Source organism: Phenylobacterium sp., from assembly GCF_036495085.1.
Classification (GTDB): domain Bacteria; phylum Pseudomonadota; class Alphaproteobacteria; order Caulobacterales; family Caulobacteraceae; genus Phenylobacterium.
Map to the genome: position 1 here is coordinate 23,540 of NZ_DASXNL010000129.1, position 25,673 is coordinate 49,212.

General features: G+C 66.4%; 24 protein-coding genes. 6 read left to right on the top strand and 18 right to left on the bottom strand.

The window, feature by feature from the left end:
- Nucleotide 1: 1 nt before the first annotated feature.
- Nucleotides 2-775, bottom strand: coding sequence for a molybdopterin-binding protein (locus VGI62_RS14365; RefSeq protein ID WP_331505188.1), 774 nt, complete (start codon nucleotides 773-775; stop codon nucleotides 2-4).
- Entirely contained in the window at nucleotides 775-1,602 is an 828-nt protein-coding gene (locus VGI62_RS14370; protein ID WP_331505189.1) for a cytochrome b/b6 domain-containing protein, read from the bottom strand. Before VGI62_RS14370 ends, VGI62_RS14365 begins: the two co-directional genes overlap by 1 nt.
- Before the next feature lie 148 nt (nucleotides 1,603-1,750).
- On the opposite strand from VGI62_RS14370, the gene VGI62_RS14375 reads away from it, so the two are divergent.
- Nucleotides 1,751-2,668, top strand: a complete 918-nt coding sequence (locus VGI62_RS14375; RefSeq protein WP_331505190.1) for a thioesterase family protein — start codon at nucleotides 1,751-1,753, stop codon at nucleotides 2,666-2,668.
- On the opposite strand, the gene VGI62_RS14380 is transcribed toward VGI62_RS14375, so the two are convergent.
- On the bottom strand, nucleotides 2,665-3,546 hold the full coding sequence (locus VGI62_RS14380) for an alpha/beta hydrolase (protein WP_331505191.1): 882 nt from the start codon (nucleotides 3,544-3,546) through the stop codon (nucleotides 2,665-2,667). The genes VGI62_RS14375 and VGI62_RS14380 overlap by 4 nt on opposite strands.
- A 52-nt stretch (nucleotides 3,547-3,598) precedes the next feature.
- Between VGI62_RS14380 and VGI62_RS14385 the strand changes: the two genes are divergently transcribed.
- Nucleotides 3,599-4,030, top strand: coding sequence for a DUF488 domain-containing protein (locus VGI62_RS14385; RefSeq protein WP_331505192.1), 432 nt, complete (start codon nucleotides 3,599-3,601; stop codon nucleotides 4,028-4,030).
- A gap of 4 nt (nucleotides 4,031-4,034) precedes the next feature.
- Here the strand turns inward: VGI62_RS14385 and VGI62_RS14390 are convergent, their stop codons facing one another.
- The 3 genes from VGI62_RS14390 to VGI62_RS14400 form a co-directional block, all read right to left on the bottom strand.
- Nucleotides 4,035-5,249 (bottom strand): pentapeptide repeat-containing protein, encoded by a 1,215-nt coding sequence (locus tag VGI62_RS14390; protein WP_331505193.1) that lies wholly within the window; start codon nucleotides 5,247-5,249, stop codon nucleotides 4,035-4,037.
- Between the two features lie 96 nt (nucleotides 5,250-5,345).
- Nucleotides 5,346-6,299 carry a magnesium transporter CorA family protein gene (locus VGI62_RS14395; protein WP_331505194.1) on the bottom strand — a complete coding sequence of 318 codons (954 nt, stop codon included), beginning with the start codon at nucleotides 6,297-6,299 and terminating at the stop codon, nucleotides 5,346-5,348.
- Between the two features lie 72 nt (nucleotides 6,300-6,371).
- Entirely contained in the window at nucleotides 6,372-7,049 is a 678-nt protein-coding gene (locus tag VGI62_RS14400) for a CHAP domain-containing protein (RefSeq protein ID WP_331505195.1), read from the bottom strand.
- A 509-nt stretch (nucleotides 7,050-7,558) separates the two neighbouring features.
- On the opposite strand from VGI62_RS14400, the gene VGI62_RS14405 reads away from it, so the two are divergent.
- Nucleotides 7,559-8,368 (top strand): TerC family protein, encoded by an 810-nt coding sequence (locus VGI62_RS14405; RefSeq protein WP_331505196.1) that lies wholly within the window; start codon nucleotides 7,559-7,561, stop codon nucleotides 8,366-8,368.
- Between the two features lie 115 nt (nucleotides 8,369-8,483).
- Here VGI62_RS14405 and VGI62_RS14410 read toward each other — a convergent pair whose 3' ends face one another.
- On the bottom strand, nucleotides 8,484-10,718 hold the full coding sequence (locus VGI62_RS14410; protein WP_331505213.1) for a primosomal protein N': 2,235 nt from the start codon (nucleotides 10,716-10,718) through the stop codon (nucleotides 8,484-8,486).
- Between VGI62_RS14410 and fsa the strand changes: the two genes are divergently transcribed.
- Genes fsa through VGI62_RS14425 form a run of 3 tightly spaced genes read left to right on the top strand, consistent with a single transcriptional unit; the run spans nucleotide 10,713 to nucleotide 12,991 of the window.
- The gene (gene fsa, locus VGI62_RS14415; protein ID WP_331505197.1) at nucleotides 10,713-11,366 is read left to right on the top strand and encodes a fructose-6-phosphate aldolase; all 654 of its coding nucleotides are present in this window, start codon (nucleotides 10,713-10,715) and stop codon (nucleotides 11,364-11,366) included. The two genes, VGI62_RS14410 and fsa, sit on opposite strands and share 6 nt — an antisense overlap.
- A gap of 18 nt (nucleotides 11,367-11,384) precedes the next feature.
- Nucleotides 11,385-12,080, top strand: a complete 696-nt coding sequence (locus tag VGI62_RS14420; protein ID WP_331505198.1) for a DUF484 family protein — start codon at nucleotides 11,385-11,387, stop codon at nucleotides 12,078-12,080.
- Nucleotides 12,077-12,991 carry a tyrosine recombinase XerC gene (locus tag VGI62_RS14425; protein WP_331505199.1) on the top strand — a complete coding sequence of 305 codons (915 nt, stop codon included), beginning with the start codon at nucleotides 12,077-12,079 and terminating at the stop codon, nucleotides 12,989-12,991. Before VGI62_RS14420 ends, VGI62_RS14425 begins: the two co-directional genes overlap by 4 nt.
- Here VGI62_RS14425 and VGI62_RS14430 read toward each other — a convergent pair.
- The 11 genes from VGI62_RS14430 to VGI62_RS14480 all read right to left on the bottom strand — a co-directional run.
- A complete protein-coding gene (locus tag VGI62_RS14430; RefSeq protein WP_331505200.1) occupies nucleotides 12,957-13,313 on the bottom strand; it encodes a hypothetical protein in 357 nt (118 codons plus the stop codon). The genes VGI62_RS14425 and VGI62_RS14430 overlap by 35 nt on opposite strands.
- Complete coding sequence (locus tag VGI62_RS14435) at nucleotides 13,310-13,594, bottom strand: hypothetical protein (RefSeq protein WP_331505201.1); 285 nt, start codon at nucleotides 13,592-13,594, stop codon at nucleotides 13,310-13,312. The genes VGI62_RS14430 and VGI62_RS14435 overlap by 4 nt, the downstream gene beginning before the upstream one ends.
- Nucleotides 13,595-13,661: 67 nt before the next feature.
- On the bottom strand, nucleotides 13,662-14,090 hold the full coding sequence (locus VGI62_RS14440) for a GNAT family N-acetyltransferase (RefSeq protein ID WP_331505202.1): 429 nt from the start codon (nucleotides 14,088-14,090) through the stop codon (nucleotides 13,662-13,664).
- A gap of 6 nt (nucleotides 14,091-14,096) precedes the next feature.
- Nucleotides 14,097-15,506 carry a dihydrolipoyl dehydrogenase gene (gene lpdA, locus VGI62_RS14445; RefSeq protein WP_331505204.1) on the bottom strand — a complete coding sequence of 470 codons (1,410 nt, stop codon included), beginning with the start codon at nucleotides 15,504-15,506 and terminating at the stop codon, nucleotides 14,097-14,099.
- Between the two features lie 68 nt (nucleotides 15,507-15,574).
- A complete protein-coding gene (locus VGI62_RS14450; RefSeq protein ID WP_331505205.1) occupies nucleotides 15,575-15,868 on the bottom strand; it encodes a hypothetical protein in 294 nt (97 codons plus the stop codon).
- Between the two features lie 239 nt (nucleotides 15,869-16,107).
- Nucleotides 16,108-16,332 (bottom strand): hypothetical protein, encoded by a 225-nt coding sequence (locus tag VGI62_RS14455; RefSeq protein ID WP_331505206.1) that lies wholly within the window; start codon nucleotides 16,330-16,332, stop codon nucleotides 16,108-16,110.
- 32 nt (nucleotides 16,333-16,364) lie between these two features.
- Nucleotides 16,365-17,588 (bottom strand): 2-oxoglutarate dehydrogenase complex dihydrolipoyllysine-residue succinyltransferase, encoded by a 1,224-nt coding sequence (gene odhB, locus VGI62_RS14460; RefSeq protein WP_331505207.1) that lies wholly within the window; start codon nucleotides 17,586-17,588, stop codon nucleotides 16,365-16,367.
- Nucleotides 17,589-17,633: 45 nt separating this feature from the next.
- On the bottom strand, nucleotides 17,634-20,588 hold the full coding sequence (locus VGI62_RS14465) for a 2-oxoglutarate dehydrogenase E1 component (RefSeq protein WP_331505208.1): 2,955 nt from the start codon (nucleotides 20,586-20,588) through the stop codon (nucleotides 17,634-17,636).
- Nucleotides 20,589-20,672: 84 nt separating this feature from the next.
- Nucleotides 20,673-21,551 (bottom strand): succinate--CoA ligase subunit alpha, encoded by an 879-nt coding sequence (sucD, locus tag VGI62_RS14470; protein WP_331505209.1) that lies wholly within the window; start codon nucleotides 21,549-21,551, stop codon nucleotides 20,673-20,675.
- A 2-nt stretch (nucleotides 21,552-21,553) separates the two neighbouring features.
- Entirely contained in the window at nucleotides 21,554-22,753 is a 1,200-nt protein-coding gene (sucC, locus tag VGI62_RS14475; protein ID WP_331505210.1) for an ADP-forming succinate--CoA ligase subunit beta, read from the bottom strand.
- A 123-nt stretch (nucleotides 22,754-22,876) separates the two neighbouring features.
- Nucleotides 22,877-25,673: glycosyltransferase (locus VGI62_RS14480; protein WP_331505211.1), on the bottom strand; the 2,797-nt coding region annotated here is incomplete at its 5' end.

Sequence of the window (25,673 nt, forward strand, 5' to 3'; positions counted from 1 at the left end):
GTCAGATCCCGGCGTACCACTCGTAGCCACGGTCCTCCCAGAAGCCGCCCTTGCCGCGGCCGATCCGGGCAAAGTCCTCAACGACTTCGAGCCGCATGATGTATTTGGCCTGCTTGTAGCCGAGCTGGCGTTCGACCCGCAGGCGCAACGGCGCGCCATGCGCCACCGGCAACACCTTGTCGTTCATGGCGTAGGCCAGGATGGTCTGGGGGTGGTAGGCGTCGATCAGGTCGATGCTCTCGTAGTACTGACCGGAACCGTCCAGCGTCTCCTCCAGCGTATCGCCGCAGTGGAAAACGATGAAGCGGGCGTTCTTCTTCAGGCCCGCCTGGTCAAGCAACGGGCCAAGCCTCGCGCCACTCCACTTGGCGATCGACGACCAGCCCTCGACGCAATCGTGACGGGTGATCTGGGTGCGCGACGGCAGTGCGCGCAACTGATCGAGGCTGAGCGAAAGCGGCCGCTCGACGAGGCCGTCCACAACAAGACGATAGTCGGCGAAGCCCTTCGCAAGATGCGCGCGGTAGTCCGCGTCCGCCGGATCGATTGAGCCGTTCGGGCGGAAGTCGGAGGAGATGTCGGCCGGCTGAAACTCGCGGGCGAGCGCCTTGCGATCGACGACCAGCCGCTGCACGCGCCGCGTAAGGCCTTCGGCGCCGGCGAGAAAGCCAATGCCCTTGGGGTTGCTGGTGATCTTGTCGCAGGCGCCCAGGACCAAGGCTCCGGTCCCTGCAAGGGCAGACCGGAGCCAACCGCGGCGATGGGGGGAGAGCATCAAGCGGCGTCTCCGGTTTCAGGGACGATGGCGTAGCGGCCGGTGATCATCGAGCGGATATTGTTCCAGGCACCTGACGCCACCACCATCACGAGGTGTAGCAGGATGAAGCCGACGATCGTAAAAGCGGTCAGGAAATGGATCGTCCGCGCGGATTGACGGCCCCCGAAAAAGTCCACCAGCCAGGGCGTGGCGGCATTGAATCCGGGTGACATCGAAAGGCCTGTAGCCACCATCAAGGGCAGCAGCACCAAGACCACGCCAAGGTAGGTTCCTTTCTGCAGCACGTTGTAGTGGCGCGCCTCCTCTCCCTTCGGGAACCTGAGCTGTGCGTGAGTGACGATCTCGCGCCAGACGTTCCGGGGCTTCACGTCCGCGCTGGTGGGAACGAGGTCTTTGCGGATGTGGCCGCCGCCCACGCCCACGAGCCAGTAGACCAGGCCGTTGAGCACGAAGACCCAGGCGAAGAAGAAGTGCCAGCGGCGGCTGTCGGCCAGATCCCGATAGCTCGGCACCGTCGCCCACGAAGGAAACGCTACGGGTTCTCGCGATCCGACTTTTCCGGAATAGCCCAGCACGCCCGTGGTCTCGAACTTCGCCGACCCGATCTGGGTCACACCAATCATCCGATCGCCCTTGTCCTCGGCGCCGATCGAGACCCACGGTCGCGCGAACGTAGCCTTCTGGCCCCAATACAGGGCCGGGTGGGCGCCGAAGATGTTGAGGCCGCTCATCAGCAGAAGGGTCAGCGCCACGACGTTGATCCAATGGGTCACGCGTGTGACCAATGCATGGCGGTGTACGAGCACCTTCTTTGGACCGGCCATGTTCGAGCGCTCCTCCCCCACCGTCCCGCGGACCGGCGGGAGTCTGACACACAAGCTATTCGGGGGCGAGGCAGGGATGGTTACCGGCTCGCTAGGCGATCGCGGCGCCACACCCTAAGCTTTCAATAAGACGGCTCAGGAGCAGGCGTTGGGCGAAGCAGTGGAAATCTGGCGGGGCAGCGTCGCGGCCTGGGAATGCGACGCGATGGGCCATCTGAACGTCGGCTTCTACGTGGCCAAGTCCATGGAGGCCCTGGCGGGGCTGTCGGCTGAGCTCGGCATGCCGAAGGTCTTCGCACCGGACGCGCGCGCCACGCTGATCGTCCGCGAACAGCATATCCGGTTCCTGCGCGAGGCGCGCACGAACGCGCCCCTGGTCATGACCGGCGGGGTGATGGAGATCGGCGACAGCGAGGCGCGTCTCCTGCTTCTTTTGCGCAATCTCGACGGCGAGCTTGCCGCGAGTTTCCAGACGGTGGTCGTTCACGCCACCGCCCGCGAGGGCCGGCCCTTTCCCTGGCCGGAGCGCGTGCGGGCGCGCGCCGAGGCGCTGCGCATCGAGGTCCCGCCGGAGGCCGCGCCGCGCAGTATCGACCTGAAACCGGTCCTGAGCCGCGCCAGCCTGGCGCGCGCCGATGAGCTCGGAGTCCGGCGCACGGCCCTCGGCGCGGTCAGCCTCCGCGACTGCGACGCCTTTGGGCGCATGCGCACAGAGCTGATGATGGCGCGCATTTCAGATGGCATCCCCCACGCTTTCAACGGTCGCCGGCCCGGCGCCCCTGGACCGGGCGCGCGGGCGGGTGGCGCGGCGCTGGAATATAGGCTGATACATCTGGACTGGCCGCGGGCCGGCGATCGGCTCGAACTGAGGTCGGGCGCATCCGGAGGCGACGCGCGTTTCCGCAGGCTGACCCACTGGCTGCTCGATCCCGACAGCGGCCGGCCCTGGGGCGTAGCTGAAGCCGTCGCCGTCTCCTTCGACCTGGAGACGCGCAAGATCATCACTCTCAGCGAGGAGGCCCTGGCCGAAGCCAACGCCCAGGTCATCGAAGGGCTGACCCTCTAGATCGCGACGCATTCCAGCAAGGTGCGGCGCACCAGATCCGGGCGCTCCATGGGCAGGAAATGTGTCGTCCCAGGGACGGTCTCGACACGGACGCGACCATCGTCCCCGAAGGGATCATCATGACCCTCCAGCCGAAAGGTGGAGGCTTCCGCGGCCCGCAGGACGCGGATCGGGCACCGGCTCTCGCGGAAAGCGGCCCACGCGTCATAGTTATGGGTGCGGAAATTCGAAGCCTCCCAGTCCGGCGTGCAGGCCAAGCTCACCTCGCCGTCTTCGGTCTCGATAAAGCCCGCCGCCACATAATCGGCCAGCTGCTCATCGCTCCAGGTGCGGAACGCGCCGCGCCCCCTATAGGCCTCGAACGCCGCCTCGTGGCTCGCGAAGATCGCGCGCCTACGAAGTGCTCCCTGGACCAGCGGCGATTCGGCGATGGCCTGCGGGTTGCGGGTCAGATCGCCTGGCATCACGACGGGATCGAAGAGGGCCAGAGAACGAACACGCCCGGGCTCGGCGGCCGCGGCCAGCAGGCTGGTGGTCGCGCCCATGGAATGGCCCGCCAGCACCACTGGGGCCGCGCATTCCGCCGCCAGCAGGGCCAAGAGATCGTCGCGCATCTCGACCCAGCCCTGACGACCCTCGATCACCGTCGGCAGGGCTGTGGCTCCGTGCCCGCGCAGATCAAGCGCCAGGATTCGCAGGTCCGTGGCCAAGGGCTGCAAGATCGTGCGGTAGGTTCGGCCATTAAACCCGTTGGCGTGGGAGAAGACGATGTCGACCGGCCGGCCTTGCGGCCCGAGTTCGAGCGCCGACATTGACCCGCCGCGGCTGGGGAGCGCTATGGTCCGCTCGCGCAGCGGCTGGTCGACGTGAGCGTCCATGAAATCCCCTTGCAAGGCTCCCATATAGCCCCGGACCGGCGCTGGAGAAGACATGAAGCTGGCTACCATCGGCTATGAGCGCGAAACGCAGGGTGCGGTGATCCAGCGCCTGAAGGACGCGGGCGTAGAGGTCCTGATCGATGTGCGGGCCGTGGCCGCCTCACGCCGCGCGGGTTTTTCCAAGACACTTCTGTCGGCCAGCCTCAACGAAGCCGGGATCGGCTATGTTCACCTTCGCCAGCTGGGCACCCCGAAGCCCGGCCGGGACGCCGCGCGCAAGGGCCGGATCGCCGAAATGCGGGAGATCTTCGAGGCCCACATGTCCGAACCGGCCGCCGTGCTCGAGCTCGCCAAGGCCACCGAGATCGCCCGCGCCGGAAAGGCCGCCTTGCTTTGCTATGAGGCCGACGCCGCCGGTTGCCACCGCACGATCCTGGCCGGGCGAATCCGCGATGCGATCGGCTGCGAGATCGAGAACCTCTAGGAGGTCAGACCTCGAGTTCAGCGTCAGTCAGGTCGCAGCCGTTCAGGTTGGCGCCTGTCATGTCGGCCTCAAGGAAGCGGGCCCTGAGAGCAAGGGCTCCGCGTAGGTCGGCGTTGCGCAGGGTAGCGCGCGTGAAATCCGTGCGGACGAAGCGGCCGTCGCCGATGGTCAGCGGGCCGAGCTTGGCGCTGCGCAGATCCGCGCGGTTGAATGAGGCCCCGACCAACTTGGCGCCTCGCAAATCGGCGCCCTGCAGATCGGCGCCGCGGAAGTCGCTGCCGGAAAGGTCCGCGCCCTGGAATTGCACCCCTTGCAGATCGACACCGAAGAAGATCGCCTGACGGGCGACCAGGGCGGTGAGCCGCCGATCCTTCAGCGAGCGCATGGGTCTGAAGTCGGCCTTGCTGAGGTCGGTGACGCCGCCACGCTCTCCGCCGGAGTCGCAGTAGGCCTCGTGCTCCATCAGGACTTGGTCGAGCGGCCGGTCATCCACGTAGGTGATCTCCGGCGGACCGCGCAGGACGCCGCTCAGGTCGACCTTGTCGAGCCTGGTGCTGGCGAGGTTGGCGCCGGTAAGAACGGCGCGTTTCATCGAGGCGCCGGACAGATCGGCGCCGGCGAGATCGGCGCCGGTGAGGTCGGCCCCATCCAGGACCGCACGGGTGAGCTTTGCCCCCGCCATGTGCGCGCCGGAGAGGTTGGCGTCGGTGAAGTCGCTGGACATCGCCACCGCGCCGGTCATCTGGGCGCCGGCGAGATTGGCGCCGGAGAGGATCGCGTAATTCAGTTCGCCGGGGCGGTGCTCGTGACGAAGGATGCGGAAACCGTCCAGCTTGTCCTGCAGGGCGATGCGGCCCTCGCGCAGGTCGCAACCCGGGAGTTCCGCGCCCGCCAGATTTGCGCCTCGCAGGCAAGCGCCGCGCAAATCCGCGCGACCGAGATTGGCGCGCCGCAGGTCCGCGTCGCGCAGATCCGCGCCGAACATGATGCCCCGACTGAGATTGGCCCGGGCCAGTATCGCCCCTTGGAAGTTGGCCCCCGCAAAGTCCGCCTCGCGCAAATCGAGGCCTTCCAGCGAACAGTTGGAGAGGTCCGCGTAGGTCAGGCTGAGGCGTCGTCCGCCCGCGCGGCCGCCAAGATAGCGCTGGTGAGCCTCAATGGCCTCGCGGAGGGCCTGGGCGTCGAGCGCCTGATGGTGCGACGGGGCTTGGGAGGACATGCGGGACCTTTAAGCACCCGCTAGTTGCGCAGTTCCGACTTAAAGAACGGTTGCGCGCATATCTCGGGAGTCAGCGCCGCCCTTCGTCCCTGAACCTCAGAACCAACCACGCCGACGGAACCAGACGATTGGCACGACGGCGGACATCGCCATCAGGCTGAGGGCCATTGGGTAGCCAAAGCGCCAGTTCAGTTCCGGCATGTTGTGGAAATTCATCCCGTAGACCGAGGCGACCAGCGTGGGCGGCATGAGGATCACGGCTGCGACTGAGAAGAACTTGATGATGCCGTTCTGCTCGATGTTGATCAGGCCCAGCGCGGCGTCCAGCAGGAAGGCGATGTGGCTCGACTGGAATCCGGCGTGTTCGGTCAAGGATTGATCGTCGCGCTGCAGTGACCGCAGGTGCGCGCGGCACTCCGGGTCAGAAGCGATCTCCTCCGCGAGCGAGGCGAAACTGAGCAGGCGCGCCAGACTGACCAGGCTGTTGCGGGTCATCGAGGTCAGGGATTGGGCTCGCGCCAGTTCCGTCAGCAAGGCTTCGAATTGCGCCCCTTTGGGCCTGCGGAAAATCGCCGCCGACACGGACTCCACGTCCGCAGCGGTCTTCTCGAGCAGATCGGCCAGACGTTCGATCCCCGCATCCAGCAGATGGAACAACGCCTGGGTCCCGGTCTCTACGTCGAGGCCATGCGCCCGCTCGGCGAACAGGTCGAACGCGCGGAGCTCATCGTAGCGGATGCTGATCAGCAAGCCCTTCAGGAGCACGAATGTCACCGGGGCGTCGGTCCGCCACTGCTCGCCGCGACGAGCGAGCAGCGTGGCGGTCATGAAGGTCCCACCGTGCGCCTGATAGAGCCGGCTGGAGAGCTCGATCTCGGCCATCTCCTCGCGGGTGGGAAGTTGCAGGCCAAGCGCCTCCTCGACCGCCAGCTCTTCCCGGCGCGAAGGCGAAAGGAGGTCGACCCAGATCGCGTCTTCTGGCGGCCGCCAACCCGGGGTGGGGGTCGCCGCCTCAAGGCCCGCGGCCCCACGCCGAAGCACTCTGAGCATCTGGGCACTCCCGCAAGCCAGCGCCCCTAGTGGAGCGCTGCGGGCGAGCCGTCAATTCGCGCGGGCGCCCGGTTAGTTGTTCGGAGCGTTGCCGGTGGCCTTGGCGATCAGGGCCGCGATGCGATCCGTGGAGTCGGCGGCCTGGGTCAGAATCTGCAGGGGGCCGGAGCCGGGTCGGACGGCCGAGGCCATCTGATTGGCCGCAGATTGGGCCATCGCGATGGCGGTGTTCTCGGCGTTGGAGATGCCGGTCGACGCCAGGATCTTGGCCCTCGCGTCCTGGTAGATGAAGCCGTAGGTCGCGTAGGTCGAACCGCCTAGGTCGCGGTTGGGATCGTACCAGACCTTTACCTGGCTCCAGTTGCCCTCAGGCGAGACGTCGACCAAGGTCACGTCCTTCTCCACCTTGCCCCGCGAGCCTTCGATGGGCGACCAATTGGCGTGGGTGATCTGGACGATGCGGTCGGTCAGCACCTCGCTGACCACGGCCACGTGACCAAGCCGCATGCGCTCGGTGGGCTTGAAGCAGAGGACAGCGCCAGCCTTCGGCTGGAAGCCGACGTCATACTTGCCGATGGCCTGCTGCCACCAGGTGTAGGCGTCACCGAAAATCTGGATTCCAGAGATCAGGCGCGCGAACGGAACGCACTGCCAATAAGTGTCAGCGAGCGCTCCGCCCATGGTGGGCGTGAGGCTCATCACCGCCGCGACGGCGAGCGAACCCAAGAGGGTTCTCGACCGCTTAAGCATGGATTGGACTCCCCGGACGCGTACTGTCATGGAGGGTAACCCTATCTCACGCTGAGTGAAAAGAGGGTTTAGATGGCCGCGTCCGATGGCCGCGACGCGTCTATCGCCGTACGACGTACGTTCACATCCTGAATAGTTGGAATATCGGAGAGTTGACAAGCAACATCCGAAAGGCGTTACGGCCCCTCAAAGATATGAAGTTCGTCGATAATGTCTTCTTTGATCCCCAGTATCTGGTTTGTCGCCATATTTAACCTTTGCATGCCTACCACTAGGCGATCGAAGTCTTTTTATCACGGCGCAGTAATAGATTGAAACAAGAGCTCGTCGAATTGGGGCCGGTGTTCGCGCCAAGGGGGAATTTCAAGGGCCGGCCGATCACAAGTTTGCGAGACGGTAGGCTGGCGCGGAATCGCCCGCAATTCAGGCGACCGGGGCGAATCCGCCGGCTCTGGCCCAAATCGGACGATGCGCTAGAAGGCTCGGGGACAGGGCCGGAGGAGCAACCCATGGGCGATCTTTTGGCGCTGGCCGCCAGCCCAGAAGCCTGGATCGCCCTCCTGACGCTGGTCGTCATGGAGGTGGTGCTGGGCGTCGACAACCTGGTGTTCATCGCGATCCTGTCGAACAAGCTGCCGGAAGCGACGCGCACGCGAGCGCGGCGGTTGGGCATCAGCCTGGCGCTTATCCTGCGGCTCGCCCTGCTGTCGGTGATCGCCTTCATCGTCGGCCTGACGACGCCCGTGCTGGTCGTGCCGTTCGCCGTCCCTTCGCTCGCCAGCGGACATCCTATGGTCGATCTGGCCTTTTCCTGGCGCGATCTGATCCTCCTGGCCGGCGGGCTTTTCCTCGTCTGGAAGGCCACCAGCGAGATCCATCACACGGTCGATCCCGAACCGACCGATGATCTGCTCGACAAGAAGGGCAGGGCGAGCTTGAGTTTCGGATCGGCCATCGCGCAGATCCTGGCGCTCGACGTCGTCTTCTCCGTCGATTCCATCCTGACTGCGGTCGGTATGACCGAACACCTGCCGATCATGATGGCCGCCGTGATCATCGCAGTTGGCCTGATGCTGGTGGCCTCGGGGCCGTTGGCGCGCTTCATTCACGACAATCCAACCGTGGTGATGCTGGCGCTGGGCTTCCTCTTGATGATCGGCGCAACCCTGATCGCCGAGGGTTTCGGGGTGCATGTGCCCAAGGGCTACATCTATGCGGCCATGGCCTTCTCGGGCGTGGTCGAGGGTCTCAACATGGCCTCGCGGAAGAAGCGCTCGGGGAACTCCAGGCCGCCCAAGGACGATCGGACGCTTCACTGAGTTGATGATCAGGCGCCGGCGGTGAAGGCGTCAGCCGCGTCCCCTTGAATGGAGGCCACCTCTTTGGCGACCGGTCGCCTGAGCAAGAGGCTGCATCACGCGCGCACCCTGATGATCAAAGAAAGCTATAGGGGTCGATGTCGATCGCCACGCGCACAGAGGCTGGCGGTTTCACCCTCGCGCGCCAGGTGGCCATAAAGGCGGAAAGGTCGACCGCGCGGTCGGCGCGGACCAGGAAGCGCTTGCGTCGGCGCCCGCGTATCAGGCCGAGCGGCGCGTCGGCCGGACCGTAGACCTCTACGCCCGCCGCGTTTGGCGCGGCCTGCCCCATCGCCAGGACGAAGGCTTCCAGCTGGACGTGGTCCACACCGGAAACGATCACCGCCGCCAGGCGCCCGAAGGGCGGAAGGCCGGCCAGTTCGCGTTCGGACATCTCCGCGGCTACGAAGGCGTCGCGGTCCTGCGCGCGCAGCGCCTGCATCACGGCATGCTCTGGCGCCCAGGTCTGCAGGAGCGCACGGCCCGGCCGGTCCTTGCGGCCGGCGCGGCCCGTGGCTTGGGCCAGCAACTGGTAGGTCCGCTCCGCCGCGCGTAGGTCGCCGCCACGCAGGCCAAGGTCGGCGTCAACCACGCCGACCAGGGTCAGGTTCGGAAAGTTGTGGCCCTTGGCGGCCGCCTGGGTCGCCACGAGGATATCGATCTGGCCGTCAGCCATGGCCTCGATCAATCGCTTCGCCTCGCGGGCGTCGAACACCGTATCTGACGAGAATACCGCCACCCGGGCCTGCGGGAAAAGGCTCTTGGCCTCCTCCTCCACCCGTTCGACGCCAGGTCCGATTGAAACAAGGCTGTCGTGCGCGCCGCAGTGGGGACAGGCCTTGGGCTTGGGCATCGAAAAGCCGGTCAGGTGACAGACTAGGCGCCCCGAGTAGCGGTGCTCCACCAGCCAACTGTCGGTGTCGGGAGCCGTCATCCGCTCGCCGCAGGCCTTGCAGAGCACGAGTGGCGCGTAGCCTCGGCGATTGAGGAACAGCAGGGTCTGCTCGCCACGTGCGAAGGTCTCGCCCATCGCTCTGACCAGGGTAGGCGAAATCCAGCGGCCATGGTCCGGCGGCGACTCGCGAAGATCGATGAGCTCGATGTCGGGCAGCCGGGCGCCGCCATGACGTGTGGAAAGCCTCAGCCAGCGGTAGCGGCCTTGCTCGGCGTTGCGCAGGCTTTCCAGCGATGGTGTCGCTGAAGCCAACACGACCGCCGCCGTTTCGATCTTGCCGCGCGCCACGGCCAGATCGCGGGCGTGGTAGATGAAGCCCTCCTCCTGCTTGAAGGAGGCGTCGTGTTCCTCGTCCACGACGATCAGCTTCAGGTTCTGGAACGGAAGAAAGAGCGCCGAGCGCGCTCCGACCACGATCCGGCAGCGCCCTGTGGCCACCGCCTCCCATACCCGCCGCCGAACAGGCGGCGCGACGTCGGAGTGCCATTCGCCGGGTTCGGCCCCGAAGCGGGCCGTCACCCGCCCGATAACCGCCTGGGTGAGCGCGATCTCGGGCAGCATGATCAAGACCTGGGCGGTCGGATCGGCGGCCAGCGCCGCCGCCGCGACCTCCAGGTAAACTTCGGTCTTGCCCGATCCGGTCACCCCATCGAGCAGCGCGACGTTGAAACCGCCTTGCGTCACCATGGTCCTGAGATCGGCGGCGGCCGCGGCCTGGCTGGCGTTCAGCGTCGCGCCCGGTCGCGACGGGTCTGGCGCATCGAACATCGCCTCCTCGTCCACCAGGCGCACGGCCAGCACGCCCTCATTAATCAGCGCCTTGACGACACCTGACGAGACCCCCGCCGCGCGCGCGAGGTCCGCAGGGCTGCGATGCTGGGCGCCCGCAGCGTCGAGCACCTTTGCCCGGGCCGGCGTCGGCCGTGCGGGACGCGCACCGGTGATCTCGACAAGCCGCACCGGCCGAGGCTTGGGCGCGCGAGCGCCGCGCAGGGCGATCGCAAGCGGCTGGCCGGGCCAGTCCACTGAATAGCGCGCGGCCCACTGCACGAACTCGACCGTTCCCGGCGGCAGCCGCGGCTCTTCCAGCCGGCTTTCAACCGGCTTGAGGGGCCGGTTGCCCCCGGCGGCCTCGCGCAAGCCGACGACCACGCCGCGCAGCAGACGCGGGCCGAGCGGCGCAGCCACCTGGTCGCCAAGCTCCAGTCCCATGCCCTCGGGCTCGGCGTAGTCGAAAGCCTCTGGCAGCGGCATCGGCAGAAGGACTGAAGCGATCCGGCTCATGCAGAAGCTTTTGCGCTGAGGCCGCGTGCAGCTACAAGCGGCGCACGCACAAAGAAGGTAAGTTCGATGCAGCTGTTTCTCGACACCACCGACGTGGCCGTCCTCAGGGACCTTGCCGCCACCGGCCTGGTGGACGGCGTCACAACCAATCCGACCCTCATCGCCAAATCCGGGCGGCCGATGCTGCAGGTGATCCAGGAGATCTGCCAGTCGGTCGATGGCCCGGTCAGCGCCGAGGTGGCCGCCATGGACACCGCCGGGATGCTGGACGAAGGCCGCAAGCTCGCCTCGATCGCGCCGAACGTTGTCGTCAAGGTGCCGCTGACCCGCGACGGTCTGATCGCCACTCGCGAGTTCGCCCATGAGGGCATCGCCACCAACGTCACGCTATGCTTCTCGGCTGCCCAGGCCCTGCTCGCAGCCAAGGCGGGTGCGACCTATATCTCGCCGTTCATCGGGCGGCTGGACGACCACGGCGCCGACGGCATGGACCTTATCGTCGAAATCCGCGCTATCTACGACAACTACGACTTCGACACCGAGATCCTCGCGGCCTCGATCCGCAGCCCCGCGCATGTCACCACCGCGGCGCTGGCCGGGGCGGACTGCGCGACCATTCCGCCCGACGTGTTCAACGCCCTTTTCAAGCACCCGTTAACCGAACGGGGCCTTGATCAGTTCATGAGCGACTGGGCCAAGACGGGACAGTCGATCCTGTAAGAGCTTTGAGGAGCGGACATGGACGGGTCGCAGGGCGGATTAGGCGAAGCCCCGCTGGAGCCCGCGTCGGTGCGGCGCTTCCTTTCGGACAATCCGGAGTTCCTAACCGGCGACAGGGGTCTGCTCGACGAGCTTGGCCTGGCGGTCGCCGTCGGCAACGTCGTTGACTTCGGGCCGGCCGTGATGGCGCGCGTCCACGCCGCCCACCAGCGCGAAGCCACGCAGCGCCAACAGATCGAAGAGACGGCGCGCGCCAACTTTTCGGCCCAGGCCCAGACCCATGGCGCGGTGGTCGACGTCCTGGACTCGCGTAACCACTCCGATCTGGCCCGCCGGGTCGACGACCTCGCCCGGCAACGCTTCGGCCTGGCCGCCGGCGTGATCGCGCTCGAGACCGAAGGCCATCCGCCGGCCGCCTGGAAAATGCTGGTTGAAGGCCAGGTGGACATGATCCTGGGCGGCCCGCACCGTCTCGCCCGCATGGGCTTTGCACCAACCGCCCTGGGCCTGTTCGACGAGAAGGCCGAGATCATTCGGTCAATGGCCATGGTCCGCATGGCGATGTGGGAGCCTTCACGCCAGGGACTTCTGGCGTTCGGTTCAACTGATCCGGAAGGCTTCACCGAGGATATGGGACCAGAATTGGTGGCCTTCCTCGCTCGCGTCGTCGAGCGCACCGCCGAGCGTTGGCCGATCCTCAAGCCCGACCAATGACAGGAAGAGAGGCTCTGGCGCTCTGGCTGGAGTACCTGGCCAAGGAGCGTCGGTCGTCACCGCGGACCCTGGAGGCCTATGGTTTCGCAGCCTCCCGCTACATCGGCTTCCTCGAGCAGCATCGTGGCGAAACGATCTCACTCGCTGGCTTGGCCGATGTAACGGCGGGCGAGATCCGCGCCTGGTTGGCCCACCTGCGCCAAGGCGAACACCCGCTGTCGCCGCGCTCACTCAGCCAGGCGCTCTCGGCCATCCGCACCTTCCACCGTTTCCTCGACCGCAGGCTGGATGCACCGAACTGCGCGGTCGCCCTGGTCCGCGGCCCGCGGGTCAAGCCCGGCGCGCCCCGGCCGGTCAGCGAGGACCAGGCCCGCGGCATGCTCGCCGAGCCTGCCCTGGACCCGGATCGCGAGGAGTGGGAGGCGGCTCGCGACGAAGCGGTGCTGACCCTCCTCTATGGCTGTGGCCTGCGCATCTCCGAGGCGCTGTCGCTGCGACGTTCCGAGGCTCCGCTGCCCGAGACCCTGCGTATCGTCGGCAAGGGTTCGAAGACACGCATCGTCCCTGTGCTGCCGGCCGTCCGCGAGGCGGTCGACGCCTATCTCAAACAGGCGCCTTTCGTGTTGGAGGCGGGTGACGCGCTGTTCCGCGCCCGGCGCGGTGGGCCACTCAGTCCGCGCCACGTGCAAGCCACCGTGCAGAACCTGAGAAGCCGGCTCGGCCTGCCCGCCAGCGCCACGCCGCACGCACTGCGGCACTCCTTTGCGACGCACCTTCTGGGCGCCGGCGCGGACCTGCGCTCAATTCAGGAACTGCTCGGCCACGCCTCGCTGTCGACGACCCAGCGCTACACCCAGGTCGACGCGGCGGCCCTGCTCAGCGCCTATTCGAAGGCGCATCCTCACGCGTAGCCGGCGCGTCGGCCGCGCCGGGCAAGGCCGGCGGGTGGTAGCCGACCGGCGCCGGAACTGGGCACCCCTGCACCGATCGGAGAACGGCATATTCGAGATGGCCGAACGGCAGGCGCCCGAGCTTCTGAAGTTGCTCGCGCTGGTCCTCGACCACCCGCCGCTCGATGTCAGCGCATGCGGGCCCGGGCGAGCGGTAGAGATTTGGGGTCCGTTCGGTCGGCGGCAGGCGCAAGACAGGCGATCGGGGCTGAGCCAACTGAGTCGGCCGCCCTGCCGGAGTTGCGTCCAGGGCCGTGGCCAGCGCGAGAGCTGCGAGGATCATTGTCCTGTCCCCACGAGACAGAGCGAGCCCTCGGGGAAGTCGACCCAATTCCTGAGACCGTGCGCGGGGCGGTCACCCTTACGATAGAGGGCCGCGGGCTCGGCGAATGAGACTTCCATCCGCCCGGCCCCGCCGAAACAGTTCGAGGGCCGTGACCTCGGCTGAAGCAGATCGCCCTTGTGCGGTGCAATCATCGCGATGTTCGGCGAGGAGCTCGCCTCCATCGGCAGTCCGTGCGCAATCCCGGTGGCGAGCTGGGCGGCGAGGAGCATAGCGATCATGGCGCAGCCTCCGTTCGCATTACGTGGGTAAATCTGCCACCAACCGCAGCGCGCGCCAAATTAACTTTCAGATGGCGCGATCGCGCACCAACCTCAGCCAGGCGATATCCGAGCCCGGGTCGCGGCCGTGCTCCGTACAGAAGAAGCCCTCGCGACGGTAGAAGGCCTGGGCCCGGCGGTTGGGAGCCTGAACCTTAAGTGAAACCGGGCCGTCGGCGGCGGCGCTGACATAGTCGAGAAGGGCTTTGCCGATCCCGCGGCCCCGGTCGTCCACATAAAGTGAATGCAGGAAATTCTGCGGCCGAAAGAAACCCGCGAGCCCCACGATGACGCCGTCATCGACCGCGACGTAGATCTCCTCTTCGCGGGCGGCGCGCAGGAAGTCTTCACGCTGGTGCCGTTCCGGCGGCGTCCAGGAAAAAGTCTCGCGCAGCACCCGCACGTAGAGGTCGGCGCAGGCGCCGAGCTCGTCGGACCTCGCTGGGCGGACCTCCACTGCGGGTTAAGCCTGCATCGTCCACCCCTCGACGCCCATCGCCGCCTGACGCAGCGCCTCTGAGCGGGTGGGATGCGGATGGCAGGTGCGCGCCACATCCTCGCTGGCGGCGCGGAACTCCATAGCCACGCAATACTCAGCGACCATTTCGGAGACCGAGGGGCCGATCAGGTGGGCGCCCAAAACCTCGTCGGTGGCGGCGTCGGCGAGGATCTTCACGAAGCCCTCGGTCTCATGATTGATCTTGGCGCGGCTGTTGGCCGTGAAGGGGAACTTGCCGGACTTGTAAGCGCGCCCCTCGGCCTTGAGGTCCTCCTCGGTCTGTCCGACCCAGGCAACCTCGGGGGCGGTATAGACCACGCTGGGAATGATCCCATAGGCCACGTGGCCCGCCTTGCCGGCGATAGTCTCGATGCACGCTACCGCTTCGTCTTCGGCCTTGTGCGCCAGCATCGGGCCGTGAGTGACGTCGCCGATCGCCCAGACGCCCGGAGCGGAGGTTTTCCAGTGGTCGGTTTCAATGAAACCACGCTTGTCCGGCGTGATCCCGACGTTCTCCAGTCCAAGACCGTCGGTGTAGGGGGTGCGGCCTATGGCCAGCAGGACGTAGTCGGCTTCCAGCGTCTCGGCGGCCCCTCCGGCGACCGGCTCGACGCTCAGCGAAACACCAGACTTCGATGCCGTAGCGCTGATGACCTTCGAGCCCAGCTTGAAGACCATGCCCTGCTTGGTGAGCGAGCGCTGGAAGGTCTTGGCGACCTCGGCGTCCATGCCCGGGCAAATGCGATCCAGGAATTCGACCACCGTGACCTGGGCGCCCAGTCGACGCCAGACCGAGCCCAGTTCCAGGCCGATGATGCCAGCGCCTATGACCAGCAGGTTCTTCGGCACCTCCGGCAGCGACAGCGCCCCTGTGGAATCGACGATGCGTTTCTGGTCGACCGCGACGCCCGCCAGACCGGCCGGAAGCGAACCCGTGGCGACGACGATATCCTTGGTCTCATGCGCGGTGACTTTGCCGTCGTCGCCTGTGACCTCGACCTTGCCCGCGCCGATGATGCGACCTGCGCCCCTGAGCCAGTCGACCTTGTTCTTCTTGAACAGGAACTCGATCCCCTTGGTGAGCTGGCCCACCGACGTGGCCTTCTGAGCCATCATCTGGGTCAAGTTCAGCTTGGGCGCGACATCGATGCCGAGCTCGGAGAAATGGTTGGCCGCGGCGTCGTACATCTCCGAAGCGTGCAGAAGGGCCTTGGACGGCATGCACCCGACATTCAGGCAGGTGCCGCCCAGGGTCGCGCCGCCATCGACGCCTTTGTCGACGCAGGCGACCCTGAGGCCGAGCTGGCCCGCGCGGATCGCGGCGTTGTAGCCGCCGGGACCGCCCCCGATGATGATGACGTCGTATTCAGCCATGAGGGTTCGCGCCTGCTGAAGGTAAGTTCGGGCTCAGATATAGGCGTTTTGCGGTGGAGGCGAGGGCCCTAGCCGTCCGATGGCGCCGCCATGGCGCGCCGGCGTTTTGCTGGTTGCGCCTCGACCCACCAGATCAGGGCGCCCACCAGGACCAGGACGACCAGGCGGTCGGTATCGAACCGCTTATTCGCCGCTCCGAATACCTGACGGTAGGCTGGCGTCTCCTGCATCACCAGGGTCACGCCGACGCTGATCGCGACGCCGCCAGCGAGAGAGAGCCAAAGGGCCCGGCGGCGGACCAGCAGGCAAAAGGCGGCGGCGGCCGGCACGCAGATCCCGCCGGCCATATCGCGAGCTGCCACGTCGGCGTCGCGGCCCAGATCGGAACCATCACTCTTGCAGGGCCTGACGACGGATGGATCAGGCCAAGCCTTTAGGCTGCGAACCCCAGCAACAGGAAACCGCTGGACGCGGCCTGAGCCGCCACGACCAGCGCCAAAAGGATCCGCAGCAAGTTGACGACCACAGCCCGCCCCCTTGCCCGGCTAAGGCCGGAACTCCGGCCCGGCTGGTCAGCCCGTCGACGGGCTAAGGCAGCGGTTCAGTGGCAGGGCGGCGCGGTGGGATCGATCGTCGAACCCGTACCATTGGAAGTCGTGCTCACACCGCTCGCGCCGGTGGTGCCGTCGTGGGGCGCGTTCGACGTGACCCCCGTCGCCGCGGTGTCCGCGCAGGCGTCAGCCCGGGGGCCGTTAGACGAGGTGCTGCAGGCGGCCAGGCCTGCCCCCAGGAGTGCGAATGTGGCGATGAACGGGGAAAGCCTCATGGCATGGCTCCAAATACCGCCGGCTCGCCGCGCTAGAGATCCAGCAGCAGGCGCTGCGGCTCCTCGATTGCTTCCTTGACGTGGACCAGGAACGTCACCGCACCCTGCCCGTCGACCACGCGATGGTCGTAGCTGAGCGCCAGGTACATCATCGGCCGGATCACCACCTGACCGCCGATAGCCATCGGCCGCTCCTGGATCTTGTGCATGCCCAGGATACCCGATTGCGGCGCGTTCAGGATCGGCGTCGACATCAGCGAGCCGTAAACCCCGCCGTTGGAGATGGTGAAGGTGCCGCCCTGCAGGTCCTCCAGCGCCAACTGGCCATCGCGGGCCTTGCGGCCGAGCGCGCCGATCGACTTTTCGATGTCGGCCAGGCTCATGGCCTCGGCATCGCGCACCACCGGCACGACGAGGCCCTTGTCGGTGCCGACGGCGACACCGATGTCGTAGTGATTCTTGTAGATGATATCCGTGCCGTCGATCTCGGCGTTCACGTCGGGCACCATCTTCAGCGCATGGGTCACCGCCCGGACGAAGAAGCTCATGAAGCCGAGCTTCACGCCGTGCGTCTTCTCGAAGGTATCCTTGTACTGGGCGCGCATCGCCATGACCGCCGTCATGTCCACCTCGTTGAAGGTGGTCAGCATGGCGGCGTTGTTCTGGGCTTCCTTCAGCCGGCGCGCGATCGTTTGGCGCAGGCGGGTCATTCGGACCCGCTCCTCGCGCTCATGGATCTCCCGGGGTGCGGAGGGCGCGGTCGGCGTCGTGGGGGCCTTGGCGCGGGCGTCCAGGGCCGCGAGCGCGTCGCCCTTGGTGATGCGGCCGTCCTTGCCCGTCCCGGAAATCGAGCCGGCGTCGAGCTTGTTTTCCGCGACCACGCGCTGGGCTGAAGGGGCCATCACCGGTTCGGCGGCGGCTTTGACCGGGGTCGGGGCTGCGGCCGGCGCCTTTGGAGTCTCGGCGGCCGGCGCAGGGCCCTTGGCGGGAGCGGCGGGCGGGGCCGCCTTTGGTGCGGCGGCGCCTTCGGTGATCTTGCCCAGCACGGCGCCGGGCTCGACGGTGGCGCCCTCCTCGGCGGAGATTTCGGCCAATGTGCCGTCGGACGGCGCCGCCACCTCCAGGCTCACTTTGTCAGTTTCCAGTTCGACGAGGATCTCATCCTTGCGCACCGCATCGCCGGCCTTCTTGGTCCAGCGCGCCACCGTCGCTTCGGTGACGGACTCGCCCAGTGCTGGCGTCATGATGTCGGCCATTGGGGATGTGCTCCTTGGGTCTTTTCTTGGAAACTACGACAGAGATCAGGCGAAGGCTTCCGTCAGGAACGTCTCGAGCTCCTTCAGGTGGCGGGTCATCAGGCCGGCGGCGGTCGAGGCCGAAGCCGGGCGTCCGACGTAGCGCGCGCGCTTGGCCTTCACCGCCATGCGCTCCAGCGTAAGCTCGAGCCAGGGATCGACGAAGGTCCAGCCGCCCATGTTTTTGGGTTCTTCCTGGCACCAGACCAGTTCGGCGTTCTTGAACCGCTTGAGGACGCTCGACAACGACTTCAGCGGCCAGGGGTAGAACTGCTCGAGCCGCAAGACATAGACGTCATCGCGCCCAGTCTTGGCCCTGTGGTCGATAAGGTCGAAGTAGACCTTGCCGGAGCAAACGATCACGCGGTTGATCTTGTCGTCAGCCCTCAGGGAGATACCACCCACGTCCATCCCGGCCTCGGCGCCGTCCACCATCACGCGATGGAAGCTGGTCCCCTCAGCCATGTCGCTGATGAGCGACACCGCCCGCTTGTGGCGCAGCAGCGACTTGGGCGTCATGACGATCAGCGGCTTGCGGAACTCGCGGATCATCTGGCGGCGCAGCGCGTGGAAGTAGTTGGCCGGCGTCGACGGGTTGATGACCTGCATGTTGTCTTCGGCGCAGAGCTGTAGGTAGCGCTCAAGGCGGGCCGACGAGTGTTCCGGGCCCTGGCCTTCGTAGCCGTGAGGCAGCAGCATCACGAGACCGCTCATCCGCAACCACTTGCGCTCGCCGGACGAAATGAACTGGTCGACCAGAACCTGGGCGCCGTTGGCGAAATCGCCGAACTGGGCTTCCCACATGTCGAGGGTGTTGGGGTCGGTGAGCGAAAAGCCATACTCGAAACCCAGCACCGCTTCTTCCGACAAGGCCGAGTTCAGCGCTTCGAAGTGCGCTTGCCCCGCGCCCAGGTTGCGAAGCGGGAAGTAGACCTCCTCAGTCTTCTGGTCGACGATCCCGGAGTGCCGCTGCGTGAACGTTCCGCGGATCGAGTCCTGACCGGAAAGGCGCACTGGGTAGCCCTGATCGAGCAGGGTCGCGAAAGCCAGTTGCTCAGCGGTTGACCAGTCGATCCCTTCGCCCTTGTCGATGGCTTCACGGCGCGCAGCGATGACCCGCTCGACCGTCTTGTGGACGCTGATCCGCTCCGGGACGGCGGTGATCTTGTGACCAAGGTCCAGGAGCTTCTGCTTGGCGACCCCGGTGACGCCGCTCTCCTCCGCGCCCGGCAGTTTCAAGCCCGACCACTTGCCATCCAGCCAGTCGGCCTTGTCGGCGTGGTAGGTCTTGCCGCTATCGAATTCCGCGTCGAGGAAGGTGTCGAATTCGGCGATCCAACCGTCGACTTCGGCCCGGGTGGCCGTGCCCTCGCCCACCAGCCGCGCGGCGTAGAGGTCGCGGACGCTCGGGTGGTCCTTGATCTTCGCGTACATCAACGGCTGCGTCATCGTCGGGTCGTCGCCCTCGTTGTGACCGAACCGGCGGTAGCAGAACATGTCGACGACCACGTCCTTGCCGAATTGCTGGCGGTATTCGGTGGCGACCTTGGCCGCGAAAACGACCGCTTCGGGGTCGTCGCCGTTGGCGTGGAAGATCGGCGCCTCGACCATCAGCGCCACATCCGACGGATAGGGCGAGGAGCGGCTGTTTTTCGGGCTGGTTGTGAAGCCGATCTGGTTGTTGACGACGAAATGGATCGAACCGCCGACGCCATAGCCGCGCAATTGGGACAGCGCAAAGCACTCGGCCACGACGCCCTGGCCGGCAAACGCCGCATCACCGTGCATCAGCAAGGGCAGCACGTGGGCCCGACCGGCGTCCGGCGTGGCTCGCAGGGTGAACGCCTGTTTGGCGCGCGCCTTGCCGATCACCACCGGATTGACGATCTCCAGGTGGCTGGGGTTGGCGGTCAGGGACAGGTGGACGCTGTTGCCGTCGAATTCCCGGTCCGACGAGGCGCCCAGGTGATACTTCACATCGCCCGAGCCCTCGACATCCGAGGGGAGCGACGAGCCGCCCTGGAATTCGTGGAAGATCACCTGATAGGGCTTGCCCATCACCGCGGCGAGCACGTTCAGGCGGCCGCGGTGCGGCATGCCGAGAATGATATCCTTCACGCCGAGCGCGCCGCCGCGCTTGATGATCTGCTCCAGCGCCGGCACCAGGCTCTCGCCGCCATCCAGTCCGAAGCGCTTGGTGCCAGGGAAGCGGCGGTGGAGGAACTTTTCGAAGCCCTCGGTCTCGATCAGCTTCTTGAGGATGGCGACCTTGCCCACCTTGGTGAAGACGATCTCCTTGTCGCGGCCCTCGATGCGCTCCTGCAGCCATGCCTTCTCCTTCGGATCGGAGATGTGCATGTACTGGACGCCGACGTTGCCGCAGTAGGTCCGCCGCACGATCTCGAGGATCTCCCGAACCGTGGCAGTCTCCAGCCCCAGCACGAAGTCGAGGAAGATCGGCCGGTCGTAGTCGACCTCGGAGAAGCCATAGGTCGCCGGGTCGAGCTCGGAGGCGTCGCCAGGCGTGGTGGCGATGCCCAGCGGGTCGAGGTTGGCTTTCAAGTGGCCGCGCATCCGGTACGCGCGGATCATCATGATGGCGCGCAGGCTGTCGAGCGTGGCGGCGCGGACGGCGTCGGTGGAAACGGCTGGGGTGGCGCGTTCTGCGATCCTGGCGCCGACCTTGGCTTCGACCGCCGGCCAAAGGCCGTCGAGGGCCGAGAGCCACTCGGGCCGCGCCGCCGGCGGGGCCGCCTTCGTCCAGGCAGGCTCAGCCGCGGCGCGGGCGACGTCGCCGGCGTTGTCGTGCAGCGTCGCGAAGAACGCGCGCCAGGAAGGTTCGACCGAATTCGGGTCAGCCGACCATTTCGCGTAGAGGTCCTCCACGAAGGCTGCATTGCCGCCGTACAGGAAGGAGGTCTCCGCGAGCACCTCGTTGATCAGACCTGCGTCGTCCGCCATTTGTCCGCTTTCCCGAGCGGGACCGCGGAGCTTCTAGAGAAAGGAGCCGAGCGCGGACCGCTCTTACGCTTGAGTTGCCTTCAACTAGGCTTTCTTCAGAACCTCGAGCAGGGTCGTTCCGAGCGACGCCGGAGATGGAGAGACCACAATGCCCGCGGCTTCCATCGCGGCGATCTTGTCCTCAGCTCCGCCCTTGCCCCCGGAGATGATCGCGCCTGCGTGACCCATACGCCGCCCGGGCGGGGCGGTGCGCCCCGCGATGAAGCCGACCATAGGCTTCTTGGTTGGTGAATTCCTGATGAACTCGGCCGCATCCTCTTCGCCGGAACCGCCGATCTCGCCAATCATGATGATCGACTCGGTCTCTGGATCCTTGAGGAACAGATCGAGCATATCGATGAACTCGGTGCCCTTGACCGGGTCGCCGCCGATGCCGACGGCCGTCGTCTGGCCGAGGCCAACCTGGGTGGTCTGGAACACGGCCTCATAGGTAAGGGTGCCCGACCGGGAGACAACGCCCACGGAGCCCTTCTTGAAGATGTTTCCGGGCATGATGCCTATTTTGCATTCACCTGGGGTCAGCACGCCGGGGCAATTGGGGCCGATCAGCCTGGATTTCGAGCCGCTCAGCGAGCGCTTCACCTTGACCATGTCGGCCACGGGGATGCCCTCGGTGATGCAGATGATCAGGGGCACCTCGGCGTCGATGGCCTCGAGGATCGAGTCGGCGGCGAACGGCGGCGGCACGTAGATCACGCTGGCCTCGGCGCCGGTCTGCCTCACCGCCTCGCCGACCGTGTTGAACACCGGAAGCCCGATATGCGTCTGGCCGCCCTTTCCGGGCGTCACGCCGCCGACCATCTTGGTCCCGTAGGCGATCGCCTGCTCGGAGTGGAAGGTGCCCTGCGCGCCGGTGATGCCCTGGCAGATGACCCGGGTGTTCTTGTTGATCAGGATCGACATTCTTAAGCAGCGCCCCGCACGGCCTTGACGATTTTCTCAGCGCCGTCCGAGAGATCGTTGGCGGCGATGACGTTCAGGCCGCTCTCGTTGATGATTTTCTTGCCGAGCTCGGCATTGGTGCCTTCCAAACGCACCACAAGCGGCACCTTCAGCCCTACCTGCTTGACCGCGGCGACCACGCCCTGGGCCAGGATATCGCAGCGAGCGATGCCCCCGAAGATATTGACCAGGATGCCCTTCACGTTCGGGTCGGCGATGATGATCTTGAACGCCGCGGTGACCTTGGCCTCGTCAGCGCCGCCCCCTACGTCGAGGAAGTTGGCTGGCTCGGCGCCATAGAGCTTGATGATGTCCATGGTCGCCATGGCCAGGCCCGCGCCGTTGACCATGCAGCCGATCTCGCCTTCGAGGGCGATGTAGGAAAGGTCGTACTTGGAGGCCTCGATCTCCTTGGGGTCTTCCTCCGTCTCATCGCGAAGCTCACGGATCTCGGGATGGCGGAAGAGGGCGTTGTCGTCGAACGACACCTTAGCGTCGAGGACGCGCAACTGGTCGTCGGCCGTGACGATCAGCGGGTTGACCTCCAGCATCGCCATGTCCTTGGCGACGAAGGCCGCATAGAGCTGGCCGAGCAGCTTGGACGCCTGCTTGGCGAGATCGGCCTTCAGGTTCAGCGCCTCGGCCAGCATCAGGCCGTGGTGCGGCCAGACTCCGGTCGCCGGGTCGATAGAGAAGGTGATGATCTTGTCGGGCGTCGAATGGGCGACTTCCTCGATGTCCATGCCACCCTCGGTCGAGGCCACGACCGACACACGGCTGGTCTCGCGATCGACCAGCAGCGAGAGGTAGAGCTCGCGCGCGATGGCGGCGCCTTCCTCGATGTAGAGCCGGTTGACTTGTTTCCCCTTGGGCCCGGTCTGATGGGTGACCAGCACCCGGCCAAGCATCTCGGTGGCGTTGGCCTTGACCTCTTCCACCGACTTCACGACCCGGACCCCGCCCTTGGCGTCGGGTCCGAGGCCTTCGAACCGCCCCTTGCCGCGGCCGCCGGCGTGGATCTGCGACTTCACGACGAAGACCGGCCCTCCGAGCTTCTTGGCCGCCTCGACGGCCGCCTCGACGGTGAAGGCCGGATAACCTCTGGGGACCGCCACGCCGAACTCGGACAGGACGGCTTTGGCTTGGTGTTCGTGAATGTTCATGAGGCTCGGTGAGGCTTCTTAAGGCGCTGGCGAGGGTCGCCTCGCCTCAGCGGCGAGTGGGCGCGGTTATAGGCGCCGCTCCAGACGATGACAACCGCAGCGGGCGCGTAAATCAACGCTCGTCTAGCCCGCACCTTCGAAGGCGGCGGTGGCGCGACGCTCAAGCTTGCCCCAGCCGACGCGGGCGCCGTGCAGGGCCGCATCGATCGACTTGACGACCACGTAGTACATCAACTGGCGGTAGCCGAAGCGCTGAACCGGCATCCAGACCAGGTCCGCCCAGGGCGCACGGCGCTCCAGCGCCATGCCGACCGCGCCGGCCGACAGATCGAGGAAGATGAAAGCGGCCCAGAAGAACAGCGGACGCATGAGGTCGTCGGCCGACCACTCCTGCGCATGGAAGGCCCAGGCGTAGATCGACGAAACCAGGCTCCAGACCACCGCCAGGTCGACCAGCGGCGCCACCGCGGTGAGCAGGATCTGGAACAGCCAGATCTGCGGCAAAGCCACGAAGCCCAAAACCGGCCGCTTCAGATCGAACATGGCCGCGCGGTGCTTGTAGATGCACTGCAGGGTCCCGAACGACCAGCGAAACCGCTGCTTCAGGAGCCCCGCCACTGTCTCCGGAGCCTCGGTGTAGGCCCGAGCCTCGGGATCAAACTCCACCCGCCATCCGGCCCGCTGCATCGCCAGTGTCAGGTCCTGGTCTTCCGCAAGGGTATCGTCGGGATAGCCGCCCAGGGCTTCCAGGGCGGAGCGCCGCCAGGCGCCGACGGCGCCCGGCACCACAGTGACAGCGCCCAACGCCGCCAGCGCCCGACGCTCGAGGTTCTGTGCGGTGACGTACTCCAGCGCCTGCCAACGGGTGATCAGGTTGCGCCGGTTGCCCACCAGCGCGTTTCCGGCCACTGCGCCCACGTCCGGATTGGCGAACCAGCGGACCAGCTTGGCCAGGGTATCGGACGGAAACAGCGTGTCGGCGTCCAGCGCCACGACGATCTCGCCCGACGCTTTGGTGAGGCCGCGGTTGAGCGCGCGCGCCTTTCCGCCGTTGTCGAAGGCCATCAACGTCACCCGCGGATCGTCGGCGAAGGCCCGGCGCACCACGTCGGCGGTGTGATCCTGGGAACCATCGTCCAGCACCAGCACCTCGACCCTAGCCCAGTTGGACGCCAGGATCCGCCGCACCGACGACTCGATCACCTTCTCCTCGTTGAAGCAGGGGATCAGCACGCTGACCAGCGGACCGGTGCTGGGATCGGGCATGGGCGGGGTCCGCCTGACGATCGTGAAGCGATGGACCAGGGCCAGGATTCCCAGCAGCAGCAGCCGGGCGACGCCCAGCACGATCGCCACGATGAATAGCCCCTGCAGGGCGATCTGCAGGCCGTGGAAGAAGCCAAAGCCCATCCGATCGAGCATCAGCTCGACCGAGTTGCGGCTTGTGGGCGGCAGCACTTCGGCGGGCGTCATGCCGGCCAGCTCGCCGATGGTCACCAGCTTGTAGCCGTGGGCCCTGAGCGCGTCGATCAGCGCCGGCAGGGCTTCCACCGTGCGGCTGCGGTCGCCGCCGGAGTCGTGCAGCAGGATAACCTGACCCGGCCGGTCCGTATGGTCGGCCAGGCGCGTGAGCGCTGTGTTGATGATGCGGCTGGGCGTCGAAGCGTCGGGGTGGTCCCAGTCATCGGGGTCGATGCGCAAGCCGACGCTCATGTATCCCTGGGTCTGAGCGGCCAGCAGGGGGGCGACCTCGCGCGGCGTCGAGGGCTCGGCGTCGCCGAAGTAGGGCGGGCGGAACAACCGCATCGAGCGGCCGGTGATAGTCTCGAAGAGGCGCTGGGTGGCTGACAGCTCCACCGCTGTCTGGGCAGCCGGCACCTTCGAGATATCCGGATGGGTCCAGGTGTGGCTCCCGACGTCGTGGCCCTCGCGAACTTCGCGGGCCACCAGTCCCGGTTTGGCGGCCATGTTCTTGCCGATCACGAAGAAGGTCGCCTTGGCGTTCTTCTCCTTCAGGATGTCGAGGATCTTCGGCGTCCAGCGCCCGTCCGGCCCGTCGTCGAAGGTGATCGCCACCGAACCCGGGTGATAGCCGTAGCGCTGGATCACATAGGAGGTCGGCATCACTTCGTAGTTCTCGCCGCTGACCAGGCCGGTGTCGGAATCGATCTCCAGCGACCGGCGGCCGGGCGTCGGGATCGATTGCACGTGCAGCACCTCGCCCTGGCCGTCGAAATCGACGTCGACGCCGGGCCTCAGCATCTCCAGCCCGTCGGGCTTTGCCTGGCCGTAGTTGTGCCGCATCACCTGGTAGTCGAGGCCATCCTCGCCGCCCATCCGCCACAGCGCATAGCCCATCGGCCGAAAGCCATCGGCGACCTTGATCTGGTTGAACAGCGTCGGCGCGTCGAGGAACCAGACCACGTGCTTGCAGCCGCCGTCATCCTGGTAGCCGAATGTCGGATTCAGGGAGTTTTCGTCCATCTCCACCTGGACCTCGGCGTCGTGCGCCTTCTGGGTCGCCTCGTTGAAGAGGATGATGCCGGGCTGCGAGCAGGGCTTGTCGGTGGGCCCCGGTTTCTTGGCGTCGGGCAGCCGCCAGTCGTAGCCATAGTCGCCCAGGGCCAGCACGGTCTTGGCCGGATCGAGCGTCTGCATGCGCTTGGCGAGGGCTGACTCGAACCAGTCCTGACCCGCGGTCGGGCCAGGCTCGCCGCCGCCCCAGTGCTGGTCGTAGGCCATCAACACCACGGCGTCGGCCGCGTCCTGCAGTTGCTTCACGGGGAAATCGTCGTCGGCGAACGGCGTGGTCACCCAGACTTCCCGGCCAAGCGGCTTCAGGGCCGCGCGCGCCTGGGCGATGAAGCTGGGATAGGCTCGCTGCGACGCCAGCGACAGACTTTCGAAGTCGAAGACATAG